The sequence below is a fragment of the Caldanaerobacter subterraneus genome (assembly GCF_004345675.1).
Classification (GTDB): domain Bacteria; phylum Bacillota; class Thermoanaerobacteria; order Thermoanaerobacterales; family Thermoanaerobacteraceae; genus Thermoanaerobacter; species Thermoanaerobacter subterraneus.
This window is the reverse complement of sequence record NZ_SLWU01000011.1, coordinates 18665-39962: the sequence shown is the minus strand read 5'-3', so window position 1 is coordinate 39962 and position 21298 is coordinate 18665. Positions and strand designations below refer to the sequence as shown.

Below are 21298 nucleotides of genomic sequence, written 5' to 3'. Positions count from 1 at the left end.
AATATTAATGCTTTACTATGGATATACCGGCACTATATCAAGTCCTGTTTTTTCTTCTAGCCCAAAAATTATATTCATATTCTGGATCGCTTGACCTGATGCTCCTTTTACTAAGTTATCAATGGCAGTCATTACAACTAAAGTACCTGTCGCTTTGTCAACTTCAAAACCTATGTGACAAAAATTCGAACCATATACATTTTTAGTAGAAGGATAAGCCCCAGGCTTTAGCACCTTCACAAAATACTCATTTTTATAAAATTCAGCGAAAACCTCATAAATTTCCTCTTGATTTAAATTTTCTCTTAGCTTGCAATACATTGTACTCAAAATTCCCCTGGTCATAGGTGTCAAGTGAGGTGCAAAAACCACCGATACCTTTTCTCCCGATGCCTTGGAAAGTTCCTGAACCATCTCGGGCACATGCCTGTGATTTGCCACATTGTATGCTCTTATACTTTCATTACATTCTGCATATATATTCTTCTGTGACGGGCTGTGGCCTGCTCCCGATATCCCCGATTTTGAATCAATAATTATGTTTCCATCTATAACCTTCTCTTTCAAAAGAGGAACAAGCCCTAATATCACACTAGTAGGATAGCACCCTGGATTTCCCACTACATCGGCTTCTTTTATACTATCTCTATAAATCTCAGGTAAGCCATACGCTCTTTTTATCCCATCATACCCATCGTATTCTCCGCCATACCATTCTTTATAAGTCGAATAATCGTCAAATCTGAAATCTGCCCCCAAATCAATCACTTTAACCCCTTTTTTTACCGCTTCCCTTGCAATTTTAGAAGCATAACCTGCAGGTAGCGCCGTAAAAACTACATCGCACTTTGAAACCGCCTTCTCTACCTCTACATCATCGAGAGAAATGTCATAAAACCCTGTAAGGGATGGATAGACATCTGCTATTGACTTTCCTGCATAACTTTGAGACGAAATGTACTCTATTTTTACTTTTTCATGCTTTGAAAGAAGGCGCATAAGCTCTACTCCAGTGTATCCAGTTGCTCCAAATATCCCAACTTTTATCATCCGGCTGCCTCCCTTTGTAAATATATATACAGTTTAATTTATATTTATGCAAAAATTCGTAAAAAAATAATTGCTGCATAAATAAACTATTTTATTTATATTTATGCAGCTTTTACTTACCATTATATCACCGAAAAAAATTTTTTCAAGAGTTTTTTCAAAAAATTTTTCTTCCTAAAATTTACAAAAACTATCTTGTTGTCTTTTTTAAAAAGATGTACCCAAAAATTAATACTACAGAAAAAGCTAATATAGAATTATAAAGGAATACCATTTTTATTCCATAAAGGTCGCTTAAAAATCCTCCTAATAAACTTCCCACAATCCTTGAAATACCCATGCCTATTAAATTGTTCATGGTCTGCCCTGATGCTCTTAATTCTTTTGGAACTTCTTGATTAATATAGGTTGCCATGGAATAGTATAATACTATAAAAATTAATCCGTGTAAAAGCTGAAAAGGTAAAAACAAACAGGCTTTTGATATAAAAAATATAATCAACCATCTGATTGCAGCTACTGTGCTAGCCCCTATCAATGCCCATCTTGTACCTATCTTTTTAAGTATTCTGTCAGCATATAACAAAAACGGTATTTCACTCATTGCAGAAATAAAATAGGCTAATCCTAGAAGTTCGTTGCTCCCTCCTATTTGCCTGAAGTAGATGGGAAAATACGTATAGTAAAACCCTAGAGTAGTCTGAATTAAAAAATTGAGAGCCATCAGCACTACCAGATTTTTATTTGAAAAAAGTCTCCATATGGAGATTTTCTCTTTTCCAAACTGATGTCCTTTTACAACTGGAAGTTTAAAAACAATCATAAAAGCTATGAACATCACTGCAATGTTCAAAATAAAAATACTCCCAATATACCTTTGCGCAAACCATCCTGCTATAACTGACATTACCGCATATCCTATCGTACCAGCCATTCTAATCGGTCCAAAGTTTTGATTTATCTCGCTTAAATGCTCCAATGTTATGGCATCACTTATCGGACCAGTAGAACTCTGAAAAAATGTGAAAAACGCTATAACAGCTATAAGATAATAAAAACTTCGCGACAAAGGAAACAATGCCATAGTAAAAATGCTAGCTAAAAATAAAATTTGCAAAACAAAATTTTTAGACCTCGCTCTGTCGCTTGTAATTCCCCAAAACGGCTGAGCTATTATAGCGACAAAAGGACCTAAAGACATTAAAATTCCAATTTCACTCTTACTATAACCTATGTAGTCCAGATAAACCGGCACAAAAGTTCCGTAAATAGCCCCACTCATAAAAAATACTGCGTAAAAGAGTATGAAAAAATAATACATAATAGCTGCATATCCCATTTATCTCCCTCTTTCTTTTGTGGATGAAATTTGATTTTACATAATTATAAAAAAACTTACTCCAAATAGCAAATGCATATTGACAAATTATTTCATATGTAATATAATTATTACATGTGAAATGAAAAATTGAGGAGGTTTTTAAAATGGGATTTGTTTATCTTATACTCGCCCTTTCTATCACTTCAATAATTTTTTTAACAGCAATTGTTCTTGAAATAACCAAGCTTCAAGTGCAATCTAAAGTTTTTTCTAAATTAAATCAAGAGACACAAGAAAAACTGTCATCTTTACGTCAAAAAGCAGAATCTATTGAGAAATTACTTGAAAATATAGAATAAAAAGGAGGATTAATATGAATATATCGGGCACAGACTTATTTGCAATTATCACACTTTTTACGCCTTTTATTTTAGCAGTTATCTTTGCAGTTATCTTTGCAGTTTTCTCTATATTTGCCTTTGTAAAAATATCAAATATGCGAAAACAAAATGACCTTTATATAAAAATGTCAAACGATCTATTAAATGAGATAGATGCAGTGAAAAAGGCGCTGGAGAAAATAGAAAAACTGTTAAAGGAAGTTGATTAAAATGGCTGAACACAACCCCTCACCAGAATATTTAGATCCGGCAAAGATTATAAAAATTTTTGACGCCCTATCTCACCCTGTAAGAATAAAAATATTAGGCATTTTGTATGAAAATAGGCAGTATATAAGCGAACTTGCAAGAATAATAGGCATAAGCAGACCTCTTTTATACATCCATCTTCGCAAATTAGAAGAAGCAGGACTTGTAAAAGCAAGTATGGAAATCTCCAGTGATGGAAAAGCCACAAAATATTATGAATTAACTCATTTTGATATGAGACTAACACCTCAAATGCTCCATGAAATCTCTAAAGAAATTAATTTAGAAGATGAAAAATCTCAATAACGAAGATAAAAACAATATGAGGGCTCTTTTAAAAGAGTCCTCATTTGTTCTATACGCCACAACTTAATACAAACTATAACGACACCCCAAATCAATATTTTTTCTTATAAATTCATAGTTTTTTTCAAAAAAAGCGAATTTATATCTCTATATACTCTATTTTTAACAATAGTAACTGTGCCACCCGTTTCTATTTCTGTAGTAGGAAAATTCCCCGTTGTAGAAATAATAACTACATGCTGATTTTCTATATACCAACCACTTCGCGACATTATATCCCAATACTTACCTACTACTTTGCCAATTTCTTTATTCCCATTTTCCTCTTGGGTTTCAAAAATTGTATACAATCGTAGAATTCCAAAATCATTTTCTTTTTCACGATATACTATATATTGGCTCCTACCATTATCCAAAGATTTGATTTCTTCACCATAGACATCTAATAGCTTTCCTGTTTTTTTATCTATAACTTCAATTCTATCATCACCTATTTTTAATATCTTCACTTGAGAAAAGTCGTAAGATAAGCCTATATATCCTCCATTCAATTCCACTCTTCCAAATTTGTCTGGCATTACAACTCTTTTTTCTCTACTAGATTTTTCGGATCCCCTTTCGATTCAATCTTTTTAATCCTTCAGCTGCTGCTGTGCCAAAATTTTTAGAATTTTGTTATGAGAATCCACCAATAAAAGCCTAATGCTATCATTTTCTTTTCTCAATTGCACAATTTTATTAAACTTTATAGGGTAATTTTTATAAACATTTAATCCTAATGTCATTTTTAAATCTGAAAGTACGTACTTGTCAAAATTTTCTATAAGCTCTATTTTCCCTGTCCTCGTATCAACTATTTGCGCTCTTCCATCTCTATAAAAAACTATTGCAATATTTCCTCTATCATACAGTAAAGGAACCACGTCGTTGAGATTTCCTGATAAAGTAGTACGTTTCCCCGTTATCAAATTTATAAATTCTATATTGTTTTCTAAAAATTGTTTATCAGTAGCTGCTGTAATAAAAATAACCGCTTCACTCCCTCTCTTTATCAATTCATTAGGTTTGTCAATTAAAGCTATTTCTTTTTCTCTTCCATTTTTGTCCACCTTATATATTTTCGTGGTTTTTATGTTTATATTTCTGTAAAAATATACATTGCTATTTTCATCTACAGATAACAAGTACCCATTTGTAACTAATTTAGGTTCCTCTTGCTCTAGCTTTTTGTAGATTTTTCCTGAACTTTCAAAATAAATCTGGTACCCTGTATTCCTCTTTACACCAATTGCATCATTAACAGGCACATTCACTTTTACTTCACGAATTTTTAGAGCATCCAAATCCACCAATTTAATTGTTTCAGAACCTTTATTAGTATAAGCAAAATAATAGTCATTTGGCAGCATAGAATAAAAATTAGAAATTACATATCGTATAACTCCCTGATCCAATGTTAGTTTAGATCCTTTAAAAAAATTTACAATAGCTATATTGTTAGAACCATCTTTATCGATTGTACCTATTAAAGCATTCTTCCCACTCGGGCTTGTCAATATAAAACTTTCTATCCCAAGATTTAATTTTATAGGTAACCTGTAGAAATTCCCTCTCGATTCAACAACCATGTCTTCTCCATCGTTAATGATGACTTTATTCTCATCTGCATAAACTAACTTGGGGTCAGAACTTTTATTGAATTGATACTCCTCCAAATTTGCGTATTCATTAGAGCAGGATACCAAAATCAATGACGCTACCATTAACACTGCCAATAAAAAATACCTCATCTTTTTCATAACCTCACCTCATAAAAATACTTTGTAAAATTTTTAACTTATATTCTACACCCATACGTTTACAAAATTGTAATATTTCAATGTTGCTGTAATATTTCAAATTAAAAACAGCATTTTTCTTTTCCAAAGAATCAGTAATATTTTTTATTTTCGCTTTTTGGAAGTTCAAGTTATAAAAACCAACAACAAGGTAATCCCAAATTTTTAGGATTACCTTGTTTATACAGTTGGGATAAGTTATTTATAGAAAATTTTATGCATTTATTACTTTAAATTTTATTTAGTTAACCTTTTGCTATCAACATTTTATGTTCAGTACAATCGGTACTTGTATCCTTCATTTAACCCAGGTAAAGTACCATATCTCGGATAAATATATATATCGTAATAAACCCCCAAAATACTATAATGTATTTCCTGCTTGTAAATATCAGAGGGATATGCCCATACATCATAACCTGTTGATTCATACAGTTCTGTCCCACAATACTGGCATTTCCATAAAGTGTATTTTGAATATATTATTTTCCCATTCTCAATCCAGCAAAGATTTGATAAACCACCAGTATTTGGCCTCATTAAATGATAGCCATCAGGACTTGCAGGACAATAAGCTATATATTCTGGTTCGACTATATTTTGTGACATGTCTCCAGCTTTAGATATTACACCTTTTGCCTGTATATTATCTGTTGCAGCAAATACAACAGTTGCTGATAAAAGTAATGTCAAACACAATAAAAATGATACTATCCTTTTCATTTGATTTCATCCCCCTAATTTCAAATATTCTTAGCATTCTAATAGAACAACTTTTAAAACCTTTTTTCCTCCACCTGTCTTTTTAATAATTCTAAGGACTACCGGTAATTCCTTCTATATCCATGGTATCTTATTTCCAGCATCATGTCAATTGACCAAAAGTATAAATTTTCACTAAAATAGCCCTTACTTTTGTACTTTAGTATAAAAACCGAGTTTCTCTCCTTTAAAATTTGTACTAAAGTACAATCTAACATCTTTTATCCCTTATTTAGTGATGTAAAAACAATAAAAACTTATATTAAATCTAACTTTGTTGCCTTGTATATGCAGTCCTTCACATTCTTTGTTCCCAATAGTTTGAAAATTTTCCTTTTATGATACTTTATATTGCTTAGTGACATATTAATTGTTTTTGCAATTTCTTTATCTGTTTTCCCTTCTGCCGTAAGCTTGAGTATCTTTATATCTATTTCGTCAAATTTTCTTTTTATTCTTTCCATCTCAAATTCCTGGTAATTTCTTTATATATATCTTGCCAGTAAAAATACTACTGCTACTAAATTATCATTAAACTCATTTTCAGAAGATATGTCTACTATCCCTATCAAATTTCCTTCTTTATCAAAAATAGGCCCAGCAGTACAATTTAACCTTTTTAAATCTTCAATATAGTGCTGTTCTTTTCTTACAACCGCTATATTCTTCTCTCTTATCGCCAGTGATACTGCATTTGTACCTGCAATTTCTTCTTTTAATACCATACCCTTTTTTAAGTAAAAATCGATATCGGCATGGGGTAAGTTTAATTCCAGTATTACACCTTCTTTATCAGTTAACAAAAACATAAAGTTTTTAAAATCATTAATATCTTTCAAATCTTTAATGCTTTTGCGAAAAGCTTTAATTAATGAATATCTTTTGCTATCTTCAACAATTTTTACATTATTCAACGCCACTAACTTTTTATCCGGTGTTAAGCCCCTTTTTAAACATCTCCCCCACGACTGTTCAAATAGACCCTTATGTGTCTCAAACTTTACAATCTTGTCCATATTTTCCCTCCATATATGCTCCATATTGTAATATTTCACCATTAACCCCCAAATTCCTTCTTTGATTGCCAAATTGTAATATTTCTGTAATGTTGTATCAAAGAAAAATGTCGATTCCTTTTATTTAAAATATAAAAAGCCCGGACAGTGCTTTCTGTCCGGGCTTTTTATATTTCAGACAAAAGGAACCGTCCCCTTTGTCTGAAGGGTATCTTTATAATAAAGTGCCAAATCTTTTTATAAACCTGGTTTTCACGTACTGAGCCAAAGTCAAATATGCCAGTATTGTTGGTATCAATACTATCCCAAAATATGTTAAAGGTAGAGGTCTCATGCCAAGCTGTGCTCCAAATGTAGTAAACGGAACAACTGTTCCAACAAGTATAGCTGTCATTGTAAAGAGGAAAAGAGGCCATGCTGGCATGCTCTGTATAAATGGCACTTTCTCTGTTCTCAGCATATGCACAACCATAGTCTGTGTCCACAAGCTCTCTACAAACCAACCAGTCTGGAAAAGAGAAACAAATTGGGCTTTTAACTCAGCAGGCAACAGGAAATAAGAGCCTCCTATTACCATTGGACCAACCACAAAGAACATCAAGGCGTAAGTCGTTATATCAAAAATGGAACTGGTAGGTCCAAACCAGATCATAAAATGCCCTATGTTTGCAGCATCCCATTTTCTCGGCTTTTCTATATACTCTCTATCCATTCTGTCCCAAGGTATTGATGCCATTGAAAGGTCATAAGTTAAATTGAGGAACAAAAGTTGTAACGGCGCCATTGGCAAGAAGGGTAAGAAAGCGCTGGCTACAAGCACCGAAAATACGTTGCCAAAATTGGAGCTTGCCGTAATTGCAATGTACTTCATGATATTGCCGAAGATTTTGCGCCCTTCTACTACCCCTTCTTCCAAAACCATCAAGCTCTTCTCTAAGAGAATTATATCAGCAGACTCTTTGGCAATATCAACAGCGTTATCAACAGAAATTGCTACATCTGCTTCTCTCATGGCAGGAGCATCATTTATTCCATCCCCCAAAAATCCTACTACATGTCCTTTGGTCCTCAATGCCTTGATTATCCTTGCCTTTTGCATTGGAGTAAGTTTTGCAAAAATTGTGGTTCTTTCTGCTATTTCAGCCAGCTCATCATCTGTCATATTCTCTATCTCTTCACCCAAAAGTACATTCTGCACAGGTATTCCAACTTCTTTACAAACTTTCTTTGTCACTATTTCATTGTCACCTGTCAGAATCTTCACTTCAACTCCGTGTTCTTTCAAAGCCTTTATAGCATGAGGGGCTGTCTCTTTTGGCGGATCGAGAAATGCCAAAAATCCCATCAATACCATCTTGCTCTCATCTGCCACACTGAACACGCCTTCTGGAGGAACTTCGTTCTTCTGTGCCACTGCCAGCACTCTCATCCCATCTTCATTAAGCTTTCTCACCATTTCTAAAGCCTCTTCTTTTATCTCTTCTGTCAATGGCACTACTTCTCCTTTATACTCAACCCAATCACAAATGGAAAGCATCTCCTCTACAGCGCCTTTAGTAACTAATTGCCTCTTTTTACCACCAACCCCATTTTCGCTCTCTAGCACGACAGACATTCTTCTTCTTACAAAATCAAAGGGTATTTCATCGACCTTTTTATAAATCTTCTCAAGCTCTGATCCTTTCATTCCCTTTTCTTCGCCGTATTCTAAAATTGCTATGTCAAGAAGGTTTCTCAAGCCTGTCTGGTAGTAACTATTTAAAAAGGCATGTCTTAGCACTCTGTCATCTTCATTCCCATGGATATCCAGGTGCTTTTCTAAGACTATTTTATTCAAAGTCAAAGTTCCAGTTTTATCTGTGCAGAGTATATCCATCGCTCCAAAATTCTGTATTGCATCAAGCCTTTTCACTATAGTCTTGTGCTTTGCCATTGCTACAGCACCTTTGGCGAGGTTTGTAGTCACAATCATTGGGAGCATTTCAGGTGTCAATCCCACTGCCACCGCCAGTGCAAACAGCAAAGCGTCAAGCCAGTTTCCTTTTGTCAGCCCATTGACTATAAAAACTACTGGGAACATAGCTGCCATGAATTTGATAAGGAGTCTGCTCACATTGTCAATACCCTTTTCAAAGCTCGTCATAGCTCTTTGGCCGACCAGTGTCTTTGCCATTGAACCAAAGTAAGTGCGCTCCCCTGTCGAAATCACAACCCCAATCGCAGAACCGCTGACAACGCTCGTCCCCATAAAACATATATTTTCTAAATCGGATATAGATAAGCTTTCAGCTTTTCTCTTCTCTTCCTTCAAATTCGGATATTTCTCTACAGGTTCAGATTCACCAGTTAAAGTAGCCTGGTTTATGAAAAGGTCTTTTGAAGTAATGACCCTTAAATCCGCCGGTACCATATCTCCTGCTGCAAGATGTATTATGTCTCCTGGAACTATCTCTTCCATTTTTATTTCCTTTACACCTGTTTCTTTCCTTTTAACTGCTGCTGTTGTGTGAACCATAGCTTTTAGTTTTTCAGCCTCTATGTTAGAGCGATACTCCTGCACAAAGCGCAGAAGTCCGCTAACTAGGACCATTATAGAAATTATTATGATGGTGCTCCAGTCCCTGTCTTGAGGTAAGACGAACAAGACGTCAGTTATATATGATACAATTGCCAGAAATACGAGGATTCCTATAAATGGATTTATAAAAGCTTTCACAAGCTGGACATACCAAGGAGCTGGTTTTTCATGAGCTACTTCATTTAGACCGTACATTTCAAGTCTTTCTTCTGCTTCTTCTAAAGTCAATCCATCTCTATCAGTCCCTAAGCTTGCAAGCACCTCATCAATATCTTTTTTTGCAAAATTTACTAGCTGAGCAAAAATTGCATCACTTGCACCGTTTTTCTTTGCAATCTTTATCATTTTCCTCACCTCCAAAACACAATAGTAGGGTATAGGTTGCTGCTACTACAACCTTCCAATTACAGTATTTGTTTTTCTGGAAAAAATCTTTCACAAAGAGACGATGGAATTAAAAGGAAGACAGTGTTTTGGAGGTATATGTAACAGGGCATTAAAAGAAGGGGAGGGAAACCAGAAAAAGGGCTATACTATGATTACCGGTGAGAAGAATGGAAGTGGAGAAAGTTCCCCATCCTTCTTTAATGCCGCATTACATATACCCTTTTTACTTATGCTACTACCTCCACCGTCCATTCTTCTCACCTCCGTTTTTCCGCAAAATTTAAAAAGCCTCTCTCAACGAAAGAAAGAGGCTTTCCATCCAATTTCCTTCGTTGAGCTTTGGCACTATACAGCTTTGGAGAAAACTCCAGCTGCATTAGGCAAAACCTTGATTCGGTAATGCCTGTTCACCCGTTACCATCTCTCGATGTTTCCGGGCAGCAGCCTGTATCTGTATAGGAGCCTCACCTAACGAGGTATTAAATTTTCACGCCCTTTTACATTATATTCTTCTTCTTGCACAATGTCAACTTATTTTCAAAAATTTTTACACAAAAATTCTTACACTCATAAAATGAGTAAGATAAGCAAAAGCAATGCCTATTGTAGAACCCATTAAAACATCGGAAGGATAGTGAAGCCCCATGTATATTCTAGAAAGTCCAACAAGTACTGCAAGAGAAACAAAGATAATTGCAAGGTTGGGAAAGAATATTGAAAAAGTCATTGCGAGAGAAAAACTGGCAGTCGCATGTCCAGAAGGAAAAGAATAATCTTTTAATAATTGACGAAAAGTGTTAGCATTTGCAAGCACCATATAAGGGCGAGGCCTTGTGTATTTTCTCTTCAACAGTTGCACAAAAAGATGACTACTTATAAGGGAAAACAAAGCCTCTATCGCAGACGTTTTGACATTATTTTTACCAAAAAGGGCCAAAAATACTGTCACAAACACGGTGAAAACAGGGCCACCCGCATGAGTTATTTTGGGCATTATTTTATCCAAGAGGCTGCATTTTATCCTCTCATTGATGTAGAAAAATATATTTCTGTCCTTGTCCTGCAGTATTTTTCTTAATTCCATTGACAGGCCACCTCTTTAAAAGTCTTCATTTCTATCTTATCATAATTTTTATAAAATGTCTCTCTTATGAGCTCACCCTCAAATTCCTCCATGTTGATTTCACAATTTTAAAAAAATAAAGGGGCCCTATCCCCTTTTTAAGCCAAAGCTCTTTTCTTAACTTCTTCTATGGCATTTCTCACTTGAGGAATTAAGGAAACTACAAAACAAATTAAAACCTCTGTTCCTATGATACTGCCATTAACTAAAAGTGAATACACTATGGGGTTCATACCTTTTGGAGCATAGCTTGCAAAAAAGAATATTCCAGACAAAAAGTGGGAGAAAAATCTTCCAAAACCGCCGACTAAAATTCCCAAACTTAAATTTTTTCTAAAAAAGCCTGCAAGCCCCAAAGCCCCAAAAGCCAAAGGATAATCCAAAAGAACCTGTACCCATTGTACTATAAAAGGATCTTGAATCAGCTGCAAAAACCCATAGGCCATTCCAACGACAATTCCTGGACCGGGACCGTAGTAATAGGCAAAAACAAACAGTGGAAGCATGCTGGCAGGTGTAATAGATCCCCCTTGGGGCCAGTGGTAAAACCTTATATAAGATAGAACAAAAGCTATAGCAATTGAGAGGGCCCCATAAACAAGCATTTTTGTGTCAAACTTGACACTTTTCCTCATAAGATACAAGAGAAAAGCTGCCAGCAAAATTGCTAGGATTACAGAAAGGGTCACTGGTTTTATCTCTGCAAAATCAGAAAATATGCTTAAAATATAGGACATAAACAAAAACACCTCCATTTTTAGGAGGTTATGTTCGCTGAAAAAGGCACCGCCTCATGCGGTGCCTTTTGAGCCCGCATTCCCTACGGAGGCATTACCCTCATCAGGTTCCAAGGGTTCGGCATTTCTGCCGTCTCAGCCTTTTCAGGCTCCCCCAGCGGACATAACCACCCGTATTTTGTTTTGCTTATTTTTAACTTTACCACTTTTTATGCTATGTGTCAATACTTTTAACTTACAAGCTGCTCTTCTTCCCTCTCAAACTGGCTGTTGTAAAGTTTAGCATAGAAGCCGCCTTTTTTGAGAAGTTCTTCATGGGTTCCCTGTTCTACTATATCTCCATGGTCCATAACGAGTATTAAATCTGCATCTTTTATTGTAGAAAGCCTGTGAGCGATTATAAAGCTTGTGCGCCCTTTCATGAGATAATCCATCGCTTTTTGTATCTGTATTTCAGTTAAAGTATCTACAGAGCTTGTAGCCTCATCCAGTATGAGAATTTTTGGGTCTTTTAATATGGCTCTTGCTATTGTAATAAGCTGCTTTTGTCCCTGAGAAATGTTAGTACTCTCTTCATTTATCATCATGTTATATCCACCAGGCAGGCTCTTGACAAAGCTGTGAACGTGTGCTGCTTTAGCAGCTTTAATCACTTCCTCATCGGTTGCGTCAAGTCTGCCATATCTTATATTGTCCATGATAGTTCCATTGTAAAGCCAGGTGTCTTGAAGCACCATTCCAAAGAGGGACCTTAAATCTTCCCTTGAAAATTCTCTTATATCGTGACCGTCAATTAAGATAGCACCTTCATTTACATCGTAAAATCTCATTAAAAGCTTGACAATTGTAGTTTTTCCTGCACCAGTAGGACCAACAATTGCAACTTTTTGCCCTGCTTTAATCTTAGCAGAAAAGTTATTTATGACTATTTTATCTGGCCTATAGCCAAATTTGACATTCCTAAATTCAACGTCTCCTTTTATATCCTCCAATTTTATCGGCTTAGGATTGTCAGGCACTTCCTCCTCTTCTTCCAAAAACTCAAAAACTCTCTCAGCACAGGCTGCTGTCTGCTGAAGTATATTGGAAATATTTGCAATCTGCGCAATTGGCTGAGTGAAAGACCTAATGTACTGTATAAAAGCCTGTATATCTCCCACTTCTATCGCATTTTTGATGACCAACCAACTTCCTAAAACTGTAACAGCGACATACCCTAGATTGCCTATCACATTCATAAGGGGCATCATAACACCTGTCAAAAACTGTGACTTCCAAGCAGCATCATACCAAGTGCTATTAAGCTCATCAAATTTGGCTATACTCTTTTTTTCTCCATTAAACGCTTTTACTATGTGATGTCCTCCATACATTTCCTCCACATGCCCATTTACATGCCCTAAATAATCTTGCTGCTCTCTAAAATATTTTTGAGAATACTTTACAATAAAAGCAATTACTAAAGAAGACAGAGGTATAATCAAAAGAGCAACCAACGTCATAAGCCAGTTTATTGTAAGCATCATAATCAGAACGCCAATAACTGTGGTCACAGAAGTAATTATCTGTGTCAAGCTTTGATTGAGAGTCTGTGTAATTGTATCTACGTCATTTGTGATACGAGAAAGTATTTCTCCTTGATTCGTGCCTTCAAAATATTTCAAAGGAAGTCGATTAATCTTCTCAGAAATTTCCCTTCTAAATTTGTAGGTAACTTTCATTGCAACACCGGACATTATCCAGCCCTGCAAATAGCCAAATAAAGCGCTTAGCCCGTATAATCCAATGAGGATTAAAATTATCCTTCCAATATATTCAAAATCTATTCCGCTTCCCTGACCTGTTATTCTGTTCATCACACCTTCAAAAATTTTGGTGATAGCTTTACTCAATATTTTAGGTCCTGCAATGGAAAAGGAGGTACTTAATATTGCCAGTAAAATTACCGTTATTATAGAGATTTTATACTCAGACAAATACTTTATAAATTTTTTCATCGTTCCCTTAAAATCTTTTGCTTTTTCTGCTCCACGTACTAAAGCCCGAGGTCCTCCACCCCTACCCATATGTGGAATTGGCGGCATTTTGGAATCTACTTTTCTGTCTCCGCTCATGCTAATTCCTCCTCCTTAAGCTGCGACAAAGCAATATCTCTATAGGTTGGACAAGTCCTCATTAAATCTTTGTGCTTACCTATGCCAACAACTCTTCCTTCCTCCAAAACAATTATCTGATCTGCATTAAAAAGGGTAGAAACTCTTTGAGATACCATTATGACAGTGCTGCCTTTTAGCTTTTCCTTAATAGCTTTCCTTAAAGCTGCTTCTGTCCTAAAGTCAAGGGCAGAAAAACTCTCATCAAAAATGTATATCTCAGGTTTTTTAACAAGGGCACGAGCAATGGAAAGCCTTTGCTTTTGACCTCCTGATACGTTTGTTCCCCCTTGAGCAATTTCTGTGTCAAACTTTTTGGGCTTTTCATTTATAAACTCCATCGCCTGTGCAATTTCCGCTGCTTCTATTAAGTCTTCCTCAGTAGCCAGGTCGTTACCATATTTCAAATTTGACTTAATAGTACCGCTGAAAAGCCAGCTTTTCTGAGGCACGTACCCTATTCTGCGGCGAAGGTCCTCTTGTTTCACTTCTCTTACATCCACCCCATCCACCAGCACTTGCCCTTCTGTAACATCGTAAAATCTCAGTATCAAATTAACTAAAGTACTTTTACCAGAACCAGTTCTTCCTATTATGCCTACTGTCTGACCAGGCAAAACTTTGAAGCTCACATCCTTTAGAGCATAATCTTCAGCTCCAGGGTATTTGAAAGACACATTTCTAAATTCCACTGTTCCTGCTTGTGTTTCATCAAACTGCTTTGGATTTTCTGGGTCTTTTATAGAGGGCTCTGTTTCTAAAACCTCAGCAATACGCTCTGCTGAAACAGAAGCTCTCGGAATCATTATAAAAAGCATTGAAAACATCAGGAAAGCAAATATTATCTGTATAGCGTACTGCATAAAGGCCATCATGTCTCCAACTCTCATGCTGGAATTTTCTATTTGATGAGCCCCTACCCACACTATCAAAAGAGTTACACCATTCATCACAAGCATCATTGAAGGAAACAGTATCGCCATAGCGCGGTTTACGAAAAGACCCACTTTGGTCACATCCTGGTTTGCTTTGTCAAATCTTTCTTCTTCAAACTTTTGATTGTTAAAAGCCCTTACCACCATTATCCCTGATAGATTTTCACGTGTAACTAAATTGAGCCTGTCAATTAATTTTTGCATCAACATGAATTTAGGCATGGCAATAGAATACAGGACTGATATTATCCCAAAAAGTACAATAACCGCCAATGCTATAATCCATGACATTGAAACACTCTTGCTCAAAGCTCTGAAAACTCCACCTATTCCCATTATAGGAGCGTAAAATACCATTCTTATCATGATTACAAGGAGCATTTGTATTTGTGTAATATCGTTTGTAGTCCTCGTTATCAAAGAAGCAGTGGAAAATTTGTCAAACTCTGCATTAGAGAAGTGCTGGACTCTAATAAACAGGTCTTTCCTTAAATCTCTCGCTACTCCTGCAGCTGTGCGGGAGGCAAAAAAGGCTACCATAATAGTACTTGCCGCACTTAAGCCAGTTATCAGAAGCATAAGAAGTCCTGTGTGTAAAATGTAGTTCATCTGAATCCTATCAGTATTTATGCCAATTGCTTTATACTCATTTTTAACCGCCATTGTGGCAGCCTGAATTATCATGTCATCCCCTAAAACTTCAAATTTTTTATTCATTTCATCTTTTATCTGAAGAAGCTGTTCCTCTGGCATTCGTGAAATTATCGCAAACAGGTCCACATTTGCAGGTATTTTCTTCCCATTAAATTCTATTACTCCATTTTTGGCATTCTCTTTAGCCTTTTCAATTCCCGAAACAGCAAGAAATGCCTTTCCTAAGGGCAAATTTATCTTGTCAATTTCTGATTTGTCTATATTATTAAGAACATAAACAGGTTCTTTTGAAAGTATAGGATATTTTTTAACATACTTGTCATAATCAGAGCTCATCTTGTTTACGAGTGTGTAATTTTTCAAAATCTCCTCTTTTTCACTGGGAGTGACAAAAAGCATTAGCTTATCCATTTCACTTTTTCTTATTGCTTCAGGAACTGCATTTGTTATTCCACCCTGCTGTATACCGTTATTGACTATTTTAGACATGTAATCAGGTAGCGCCAGGTCACTCATGGCTTGAACAAATATGAAGAATACTGCAAGTAAAATTAATACTGCATAGGGTTTCAGATATCTTGCCAGCTTTGTCATATAGTCACCTTCTCCTCCTTAAATTTTTGCTACATTTAGTTATCTTGTAATCTTTTCCTTCTTTATTTCCATCATCTTTTTAAATCCTCATTACCTTTCATTTCTAACACTTTTTTTAACGCTTCTAGTCCCTCTATTATCTTATTAAGGTCCTCTTGACTAGCTCTATTTATCAACTCTTCAAATTTTCTTTCCGCTTCTTTAAAATGCCTTTGAAACTTTTCCTTAAATTCTGGAGTAACACTGACATAAACTACTCTTCTGTCTTCTTTGCTTCTCACCCTTTTAACCAACCCTTGTTTTTCAAGTCTGTCAAGAATGCCAGAAACAGTGCTGTTAGAAAGCCCCAATTTTTGACTTAAATCGCTTACTTTCATCTCTCCATAATGGGCTAAAATCCCCATGAGCATTCCCTGAGGGCCTGTTATGTCATACTCCTTGCATTCGTATTTCATCATCTGCTTTATTGTGTTACCTATTTGTTTTAAAAGCTTTAATATTTTCAAACCATTGCTTATCTCTTCCATTTTCACCACCGCATTTAAAATTATTTCGTATACGAATATTTCGTATGCAAATATTTTTGACACAAAATATATTTTACTCCTCCCAATCTAGTATGTCAATATTCTCTAAAGCTTTTCATAAAAAAATAAAGACTGCCTTAAAACTAAGACAGTCTAAAACTGTTGACAAAATAGAGAAGTGGCATTTTGTGTGTAAATGCGACTTGTTGCCAAAGCAGTAACTAAACTTAGCGAGCTTGAGGAGCGAAGGTGGGGCGAGCAAAGCGAGCGGCCACTTTGAGCCCGAAGGGCGAATTGGCCGGTACCCCGCCTGAGCCCTCAAGCGAGCTTTAGTTTAGTCGCTTTGCAACTCCGGAGCATTAACACAAAATGCCACTTAATTGAATGGGACTTTATCAACAAACGAGACTGCCTTAAAACTAAGACAGTCTGAAGAGTTTCACATATTGCGCAAAATACTTAAAACTTCCTCCACTTCATAAGTATTTATCACATCCCTGGCTTCAAGCCAGCCTTTTCTCGCAATTCCCACGCCATATTTGACATCCTCAAGTCCATCAACACTGTGAGCATCAGGATTTATGGCAAACTTTACGCCTTTTTCTTTTGCGTATTTTATATACCTCCAGTCAAGGTCCAGTCTAAAGGGATTTGAATTAATCTCTATTATCTTTCCATAGTGAGCCGCTGCATCAATCACTGCGTATACATCTATTTCGTAACTATCCCTGGCAAGCAAGAGTCTACCTGTTGGATGCCCCAAAATTTTAGTGTATTTATTCTCCAACGCTTTTATGACCCTTTTAGTCATTTCTTCTTTGCTCATCCTGAAGTGAGAATGGATTGAAGCAACTACCATATCAAACCTTTTTAAAATTTCTTCTTCATAATCCAGTGAACCATCAGGCAAAATATCAGATTCTATCCCTTTTAAAATAACTATATCAGGATATTTTTTATTTAATTCATCTATCTCTTCCCACTGTCTTAAAAGCACCTCTTCAGTAAGCCCATTTGCATAAAAGGCGGATTTGCTGTGGTCAGTAATCGCTATATACTTATACCCCAGATCTCTTGCCTTTCTCACCATGTCTTCTAGAGAATTTCTCCCATCGCTGTAAGTCGTATGCACGTGAAAAACTCCTTTAATGTCCTTTTCCTCTACCAAGACGGGTATCTTCCCTTTTTCTGCTGCTTCAATCTCTCCCATGTCCTCCCTCAATTCAGGGGGAATATACAAAAGGCCAAGCTTAGAAAATATCTCTTCTTCCTCTTTACACTCTATGAGATGGTCTCCCTTAAAAAGTCCGTATTCATTCATCTTTATACCCATGGATTTTGCCCTGTGTCTCATTGCAGTATTATGCTCTTTGCTTCCAGTGAAATGGTGAAGAGCATAAGGAAACTCCTCTTCCTTCACAACCCTCAAGTCCACGTTTATCCCTGACTTTAAAACTACGCTAGTTTTAGTCTCTCCCTTTGCAATTACTTCCCTCACTCCATCATAATTAACAAATGCATCCATGAGCTTTAAAGCTTCCTTTGAAGTTGCGAGTATGTCTATGTCTTTGACTATCTCCTTTTTCCTTCTCAAACTTCCGGCAATTTCAGATTTGATAGCAAGGCCCGTGCCATCGATATATTCTTTAATCTTAGTAGCCTCTTCATAGGCTTCAAAGTAGAGATGGTGTCCGCTATATTGCTTCACAAACTGTATTCCCTCCAATATCTTTTTCTGTGTTTTTTCTCCAAAACCTGGAAGCTTAAGCAGTCTGTTTTCAAGGCAGGCGTATTCTAATTCCCCAATCGTGGTTATACCAAGTTTCTCATAAAGCGTCTTTATTTTTTTAGGCCCCAAACCAGGAATTTTTAACATCTCTATGAGGCCAGGCGGTACTGACTCTTTTAATTTTTCGTAATACTCCATTCGCCCGGTGGTTATAAGCTCTGTAAGCTTTTTGTTAAGCACCTCTCCTATCCCTTTCACATCTTTTAACCTGTCTTCTTTAACAAGCGTCTCCAAATCTTCATCGAGAAGCTCAATTGTCCTCGCAGCATTGTAATAGGCTCTTGATTTAAAAGGATTTTCCCCTTTAAGCTCTAACAAAAGTCCAATCTCATTTAATATATCCACAACAGTCTTTTTATCCATAACCCACCACTTCTTTTTTTGATTTATTTTTATCCACTTTAATTATTACACTAACCTTGTCAGAGTCTTTAAGCATTTTTCTCCCTTCTTTCCTGTCTGTATCTATATATATCACGAATGACTTCTCTAAAGTCTTCCGCTTCCCTAGATACTTCAAGCATATAATTTATGTAAAAACTATGGTCGTTTATTATAATCTTTTTCCCTCTCAATGCTTCCCATGCAACAGTAGCATTAGCTATATTTAAAACAACAAGGTCTACATCCCTTTTAAGCAAATCCTCCAGTTCATTCCATAAATTATATACAAATCCCTCATCGTATTCCTTTAAATAAACCGCTATGTCTATATCAGATTCTTTTGTGGCTTTCCACTTAGCAACAGATCCAAACAGAAAAGCCATAACTATATTATCTTTATTCCTGAAAAACTCTTTTAGAGTTTCTAGATAATCCATCCCATCACCCGCTTTCTATCCTCATTATACCATAAGGTCAATAAAAAATAATGGCACAATTGACAAAATTATTATCAATTGCGCCATTGTGATCTCTTATCCAATTCCCTCTGGCTTCTTCTTATCATCCACCAATCTTAACCCCTTCATGCTTAAGTAAAAACTTTTTTATCTCAATCCCCCCTCCAAAACCTGTCAAGTTTCCGTCGCTTCCAATAACTCTGTGACAGGGAATTATAATGGGAATAGGATTTTTATTAAGAGCCTGCCCTACTGCTCTCGCTGCTTTGGGTTTCCCAATTCTTCTTGCAATTTCACCGTATGTCACAACAGATCCATAGGGAATTTTCAAAGTCTCCTCCCACACAGCCATCTGAAACTTCGTACCTTGCAAATCCAGCTTCACATCAAAATTCTTCAGCCTCTTTTGAAAATACAGGTCAAGCTCTTTAATGCACTCTTCAATATAAAAATCGGTTCCCTCTTCAAAATCCTCTAATGGAAATTTTTCATTTTCAAACTCAATTTTGCATATACCTTTGCCAGAAGAAAATACTGTAAGAACACCTACCGGAGAGTTAAATCTCTTGTAAATCATATAAAATTCCCCTTTATCATTTTTAAAGTAAAAAGTAAACTTGCACAGAAAAAACTTCACAATCACGAGAAAAAATAATACATAAAAATGAAACCAAATAGTGTTACTCCGCGTCTATAATATTGGGGAGATTTCGTCAGGGAGAGATAAAAAATGGAAAGAAGGTTTTACTTAATTATTATTCTAGCATTAAGCCTCCTATGCCTTCTACTTGGAATAATGCTTTTTATAACAGCATTTTACCCTAAAATTTAGGGGTAGCAAAAACCTACCCCTCAAAATAGCTGGCAACCTCTTTAAGATACTCTATAATCGGAAGGTGCTGTGGGCATACGCTCTCACAATTGCCGCATTCTATACAAGAACTAGCCTTTGCATCCCCTAAATCCTCATAGGCTTTGCGATTCGCCTCATAAATATTGTACATATGCGCTTCATTGTAAAGCTCGAAATTTCTCGGTATGTTGACCCCATTTGGACAGGGCATGCAGTAATTACATCCTGTACAAGCAATAGGGGAAAGCTCTTTATATTTATTTCTAACTCTTACCACAATCTCCAGCTCTTCAGAAGTCAAAGTGCCAATCCCAGACCTGTTCGCGCTCTCTATATTTTCTTTCAACTGCTCAAAAGTGCTCATGCCACTTAAAACAACAGAGACTTCAGGCTGGTTCCAAAGCCACTGGAGTGCCCACTCAGCAGGACTCCTCTTCACTTTTGCTGTATCCCATATCTCCTGCACAGCTTTTGGAGGATTGGCAAGTCTTCCTCCTCTTATGGGCTCCATTATCACAACTCCCAATCCTTTTGATGCAGCATACTTTAACCCCTTTTCTCCTGCCTGCACATCTATGTCCATGTAATTGTACTGTATCTGGCAAAAATCCCATCTGTCATAGTAGTCTATTATTTCTTTGAAAACGGGAAATTCGTCGTGAAACGAAAAACCTATGTATCTTATTTTTCCTTCCTGTTTTTTCTTTTCAGCCCAGGCTAAGGCATCAACTCTTTTCATATTTTCCCATTTGTTTTTATCTAAAGCGTGCAAAAGGTAAAAATCTATATGGTCAGTCTGAAGCTTTTTAAGCTGTTCATTTAGATATTTGTCCATATCCTCTTTTTCATTTATAAGCCATGTGGGAAGCTTAGTCGCAAGAAAAGTCCTCTCTCTATATCCCTCTTTCAATGCTTTTCCTGTGACAATCTCGCTGTTGCCTCCATGATAAGGCCAGGCAGTATCGAGATAATTCACTCCATTGTCAATAGCATATCTTATCATCCTTATGGCTTCTTTCTCATCTATTCTGCTGTTGTCATTGTCAATGACAGGGAGTCTCATCAAACCAAACCCTAATGCAGACACTGCCACATCCAATTTTCCAAATTTTCTATATTGCATAATCCTCTCCCCTTTCCCTGCAAAGTTGTAAAGTAATTATATCACATCTTTTTTTGAGAA

At 36.2% G+C, this 21298-nt stretch carries 20 protein-coding genes and 2 riboswitches; of the genes, 3 read left to right on the top strand and 17 right to left on the bottom strand.

Translation table 11 applies throughout. The features are described 5' to 3' along the window. Window positions 1-15 precede the first annotated feature (15 nt). Together argC and EV203_RS06530 are read right to left on the bottom strand one after the other, a co-directional pair. Window positions 16-1050, bottom strand: a complete 1035-nt coding sequence (gene argC / locus EV203_RS06535) for an N-acetyl-gamma-glutamyl-phosphate reductase (protein WP_132039709.1) — start codon at window positions 1048-1050, stop codon at window positions 16-18. Window positions 1051-1240: 190 nt separating this feature from the next. Next, window positions 1241-2389, bottom strand: coding sequence for an MFS transporter (locus EV203_RS06530; protein WP_132039707.1), 1149 nt, complete (start codon window positions 2387-2389; stop codon window positions 1241-1243). Between the two features lie 146 nt (window positions 2390-2535). Here EV203_RS06530 and EV203_RS06525 point away from each other — a divergent pair, with 146 nt between their 5' ends. From EV203_RS06525 to EV203_RS06515, 3 genes are read left to right on the top strand one after another with little or no spacing between them, the layout of a single operon-like run. Then, on the top strand, window positions 2536-2730 hold the full coding sequence (locus tag EV203_RS06525) for a hypothetical protein (protein ID WP_132039705.1): 195 nt from the start codon (window positions 2536-2538) through the stop codon (window positions 2728-2730). A 14-nt stretch (window positions 2731-2744) separates the two neighbouring features. Continuing rightward, window positions 2745-2981: a hypothetical protein gene (locus EV203_RS06520; protein WP_132039703.1), complete on the top strand. Its 237-nt coding sequence runs from the start codon at window positions 2745-2747 to the stop codon at window positions 2979-2981. Window position 2982: 1 nt separating this feature from the next. Next, window positions 2983-3327: an ArsR/SmtB family transcription factor gene (locus EV203_RS06515; RefSeq protein WP_082990414.1), complete on the top strand. Its 345-nt coding sequence runs from the start codon at window positions 2983-2985 to the stop codon at window positions 3325-3327. A 104-nt stretch (window positions 3328-3431) separates the two neighbouring features. Here the strand turns inward: EV203_RS06515 and EV203_RS06510 are convergent, their stop codons facing one another. The 15 genes from EV203_RS06510 to EV203_RS06440 form a co-directional block, all read right to left on the bottom strand. Then, window positions 3432-3905 carry a hypothetical protein gene (locus EV203_RS06510; RefSeq protein ID WP_243700604.1) on the bottom strand — a complete coding sequence of 158 codons (474 nt, stop codon included), beginning with the start codon at window positions 3903-3905 and terminating at the stop codon, window positions 3432-3434. A gap of 54 nt (window positions 3906-3959) precedes the next feature. Then, the gene (locus EV203_RS06505) at window positions 3960-5126 is read right to left on the bottom strand and encodes a hypothetical protein (RefSeq protein WP_132039701.1); all 1167 of its coding nucleotides are present in this window, start codon (window positions 5124-5126) and stop codon (window positions 3960-3962) included. A gap of 312 nt (window positions 5127-5438) precedes the next feature. Further along, window positions 5439-5888 (bottom strand): hypothetical protein, encoded by a 450-nt coding sequence (locus tag EV203_RS06500; protein WP_132039699.1) that lies wholly within the window; start codon window positions 5886-5888, stop codon window positions 5439-5441. Window positions 5889-6184: 296 nt separating this feature from the next. Continuing rightward, window positions 6185-6391, bottom strand: a complete 207-nt coding sequence (locus tag EV203_RS13760; RefSeq protein WP_243700603.1) for a helix-turn-helix transcriptional regulator — start codon at window positions 6389-6391, stop codon at window positions 6185-6187. 21 nt (window positions 6392-6412) lie between these two features. Further along, window positions 6413-6943: a sigma-54-dependent transcriptional regulator family protein gene (locus EV203_RS06495; protein ID WP_243700602.1), complete on the bottom strand. Its 531-nt coding sequence runs from the start codon at window positions 6941-6943 to the stop codon at window positions 6413-6415. 214 nt (window positions 6944-7157) lie between these two features. Beyond that, window positions 7158-9866, bottom strand: a complete 2709-nt coding sequence (mgtA, locus tag EV203_RS06490; protein WP_132039697.1) for a magnesium-translocating P-type ATPase — start codon at window positions 9864-9866, stop codon at window positions 7158-7160. A gap of 359 nt (window positions 9867-10225) precedes the next feature. Next, a riboswitch (M-box (ykoK) riboswitch) is annotated at window positions 10226-10391 on the bottom strand. Between the two features lie 64 nt (window positions 10392-10455). Continuing rightward, window positions 10456-10992: a phosphatase PAP2 family protein gene (locus tag EV203_RS06480; RefSeq protein WP_011026523.1), complete on the bottom strand. Its 537-nt coding sequence runs from the start codon at window positions 10990-10992 to the stop codon at window positions 10456-10458. Window positions 10993-11129: 137 nt separating this feature from the next. Continuing rightward, window positions 11130-11768 (bottom strand): energy-coupled thiamine transporter ThiT, encoded by a 639-nt coding sequence (thiT, locus tag EV203_RS06475; RefSeq protein ID WP_011026524.1) that lies wholly within the window; start codon window positions 11766-11768, stop codon window positions 11130-11132. 62 nt (window positions 11769-11830) lie between these two features. Beyond that, a riboswitch (TPP riboswitch) is annotated at window positions 11831-11934 on the bottom strand. A gap of 64 nt (window positions 11935-11998) precedes the next feature. Continuing rightward, window positions 11999-13882, bottom strand: coding sequence for an ABC transporter ATP-binding protein (locus tag EV203_RS06470; protein WP_011026525.1), 1884 nt, complete (start codon window positions 13880-13882; stop codon window positions 11999-12001). Then, entirely contained in the window at window positions 13879-16104 is a 2226-nt protein-coding gene (locus tag EV203_RS06465; RefSeq protein ID WP_132039695.1) for an ABC transporter ATP-binding protein, read from the bottom strand. The genes EV203_RS06470 and EV203_RS06465 overlap by 4 nt, the downstream gene beginning before the upstream one ends. A 71-nt stretch (window positions 16105-16175) precedes the next feature. Next, a complete protein-coding gene (locus EV203_RS06460) occupies window positions 16176-16631 on the bottom strand; it encodes a MarR family winged helix-turn-helix transcriptional regulator (protein ID WP_046159946.1) in 456 nt (151 codons plus the stop codon). Window positions 16632-17070: 439 nt separating this feature from the next. Continuing rightward, window positions 17071-18783 (bottom strand): DNA polymerase/3'-5' exonuclease PolX, encoded by a 1713-nt coding sequence (gene polX, locus EV203_RS06455; protein WP_132039693.1) that lies wholly within the window; start codon window positions 18781-18783, stop codon window positions 17071-17073. Between the two features lie 68 nt (window positions 18784-18851). Next, the gene (mntA, locus tag EV203_RS06450; RefSeq protein WP_011026529.1) at window positions 18852-19241 is read right to left on the bottom strand and encodes a type VII toxin-antitoxin system MntA family adenylyltransferase antitoxin; all 390 of its coding nucleotides are present in this window, start codon (window positions 19239-19241) and stop codon (window positions 18852-18854) included. Between the two features lie 124 nt (window positions 19242-19365). Beyond that, window positions 19366-19839 (bottom strand): methylated-DNA--[protein]-cysteine S-methyltransferase, encoded by a 474-nt coding sequence (locus EV203_RS06445; RefSeq protein WP_132039691.1) that lies wholly within the window; start codon window positions 19837-19839, stop codon window positions 19366-19368. 268 nt (window positions 19840-20107) lie between these two features. Next, the gene (locus EV203_RS06440) at window positions 20108-21238 is read right to left on the bottom strand and encodes an aldo/keto reductase (protein WP_132039689.1); all 1131 of its coding nucleotides are present in this window, start codon (window positions 21236-21238) and stop codon (window positions 20108-20110) included. Between the last annotated feature and the right edge of the window lie 60 nt (window positions 21239-21298).

Bases quoted from the DNA above. Each gene is read 5' to 3' on its own strand.
- EV203_RS06460 (WP_046159946.1), bottom strand. From the start codon at position 16,631: ATGGAAGAGATAAGCAATGGTTTGAAAATATTAAAGCTTTTAAAACAA.
- EV203_RS06505 (WP_132039701.1), bottom strand. From the start codon at position 5,126: ATGAAAAAGATGAGGTATTTTTTATTGGCAGTGTTAATGGTAGCGTCA.
- EV203_RS06520 (WP_132039703.1), top strand. From the start codon at position 2,745: ATGAATATATCGGGCACAGACTTATTTGCAATTATCACACTTTTTACG.
- polX (WP_132039693.1), bottom strand. From the start codon at position 18,783: ATGGATAAAAAGACTGTTGTGGATATATTAAATGAGATTGGACTTTTG.
- argC (WP_132039709.1), bottom strand. From the start codon at position 1,050: ATGATAAAAGTTGGGATATTTGGAGCAACTGGATACACTGGAGTAGAG.
- EV203_RS06445 (WP_132039691.1), bottom strand. From the start codon at position 19,839: ATGATTTACAAGAGATTTAACTCTCCGGTAGGTGTTCTTACAGTATTT.
- EV203_RS13760 (WP_243700603.1), bottom strand. From the start codon at position 6,391: ATGGAAAGAATAAAAAGAAAATTTGACGAAATAGATATAAAGATACTC.
- EV203_RS06530 (WP_132039707.1), bottom strand. From the start codon at position 2,389: ATGGGATATGCAGCTATTATGTATTATTTTTTCATACTCTTTTACGCA.
- EV203_RS06480 (WP_011026523.1), bottom strand. From the start codon at position 10,992: ATGGAATTAAGAAAAATACTGCAGGACAAGGACAGAAATATATTTTTC.
- EV203_RS06470 (WP_011026525.1), bottom strand. From the start codon at position 13,882: ATGAGCGGAGACAGAAAAGTAGATTCCAAAATGCCGCCAATTCCACAT.
- EV203_RS06465 (WP_132039695.1), bottom strand. From the start codon at position 16,104: ATGACAAAGCTGGCAAGATATCTGAAACCCTATGCAGTATTAATTTTA.
- EV203_RS06515 (WP_082990414.1), top strand. From the start codon at position 2,983: ATGGCTGAACACAACCCCTCACCAGAATATTTAGATCCGGCAAAGATT.
- mgtA (WP_132039697.1), bottom strand. From the start codon at position 9,866: ATGATAAAGATTGCAAAGAAAAACGGTGCAAGTGATGCAATTTTTGCT.
- EV203_RS06495 (WP_243700602.1), bottom strand. From the start codon at position 6,943: ATGGACAAGATTGTAAAGTTTGAGACACATAAGGGTCTATTTGAACAG.
- EV203_RS06440 (WP_132039689.1), bottom strand. From the start codon at position 21,238: ATGCAATATAGAAAATTTGGAAAATTGGATGTGGCAGTGTCTGCATTA.
- mntA (WP_011026529.1), bottom strand. From the start codon at position 19,241: ATGGATTATCTAGAAACTCTAAAAGAGTTTTTCAGGAATAAAGATAAT.
- thiT (WP_011026524.1), bottom strand. From the start codon at position 11,768: ATGTCCTATATTTTAAGCATATTTTCTGATTTTGCAGAGATAAAACCA.
- EV203_RS06510 (WP_243700604.1), bottom strand. From the start codon at position 3,905: ATGCCAGACAAATTTGGAAGAGTGGAATTGAATGGAGGATATATAGGC.
- EV203_RS06525 (WP_132039705.1), top strand. From the start codon at position 2,536: ATGGGATTTGTTTATCTTATACTCGCCCTTTCTATCACTTCAATAATT.
- EV203_RS06500 (WP_132039699.1), bottom strand. From the start codon at position 5,888: ATGAAAAGGATAGTATCATTTTTATTGTGTTTGACATTACTTTTATCA.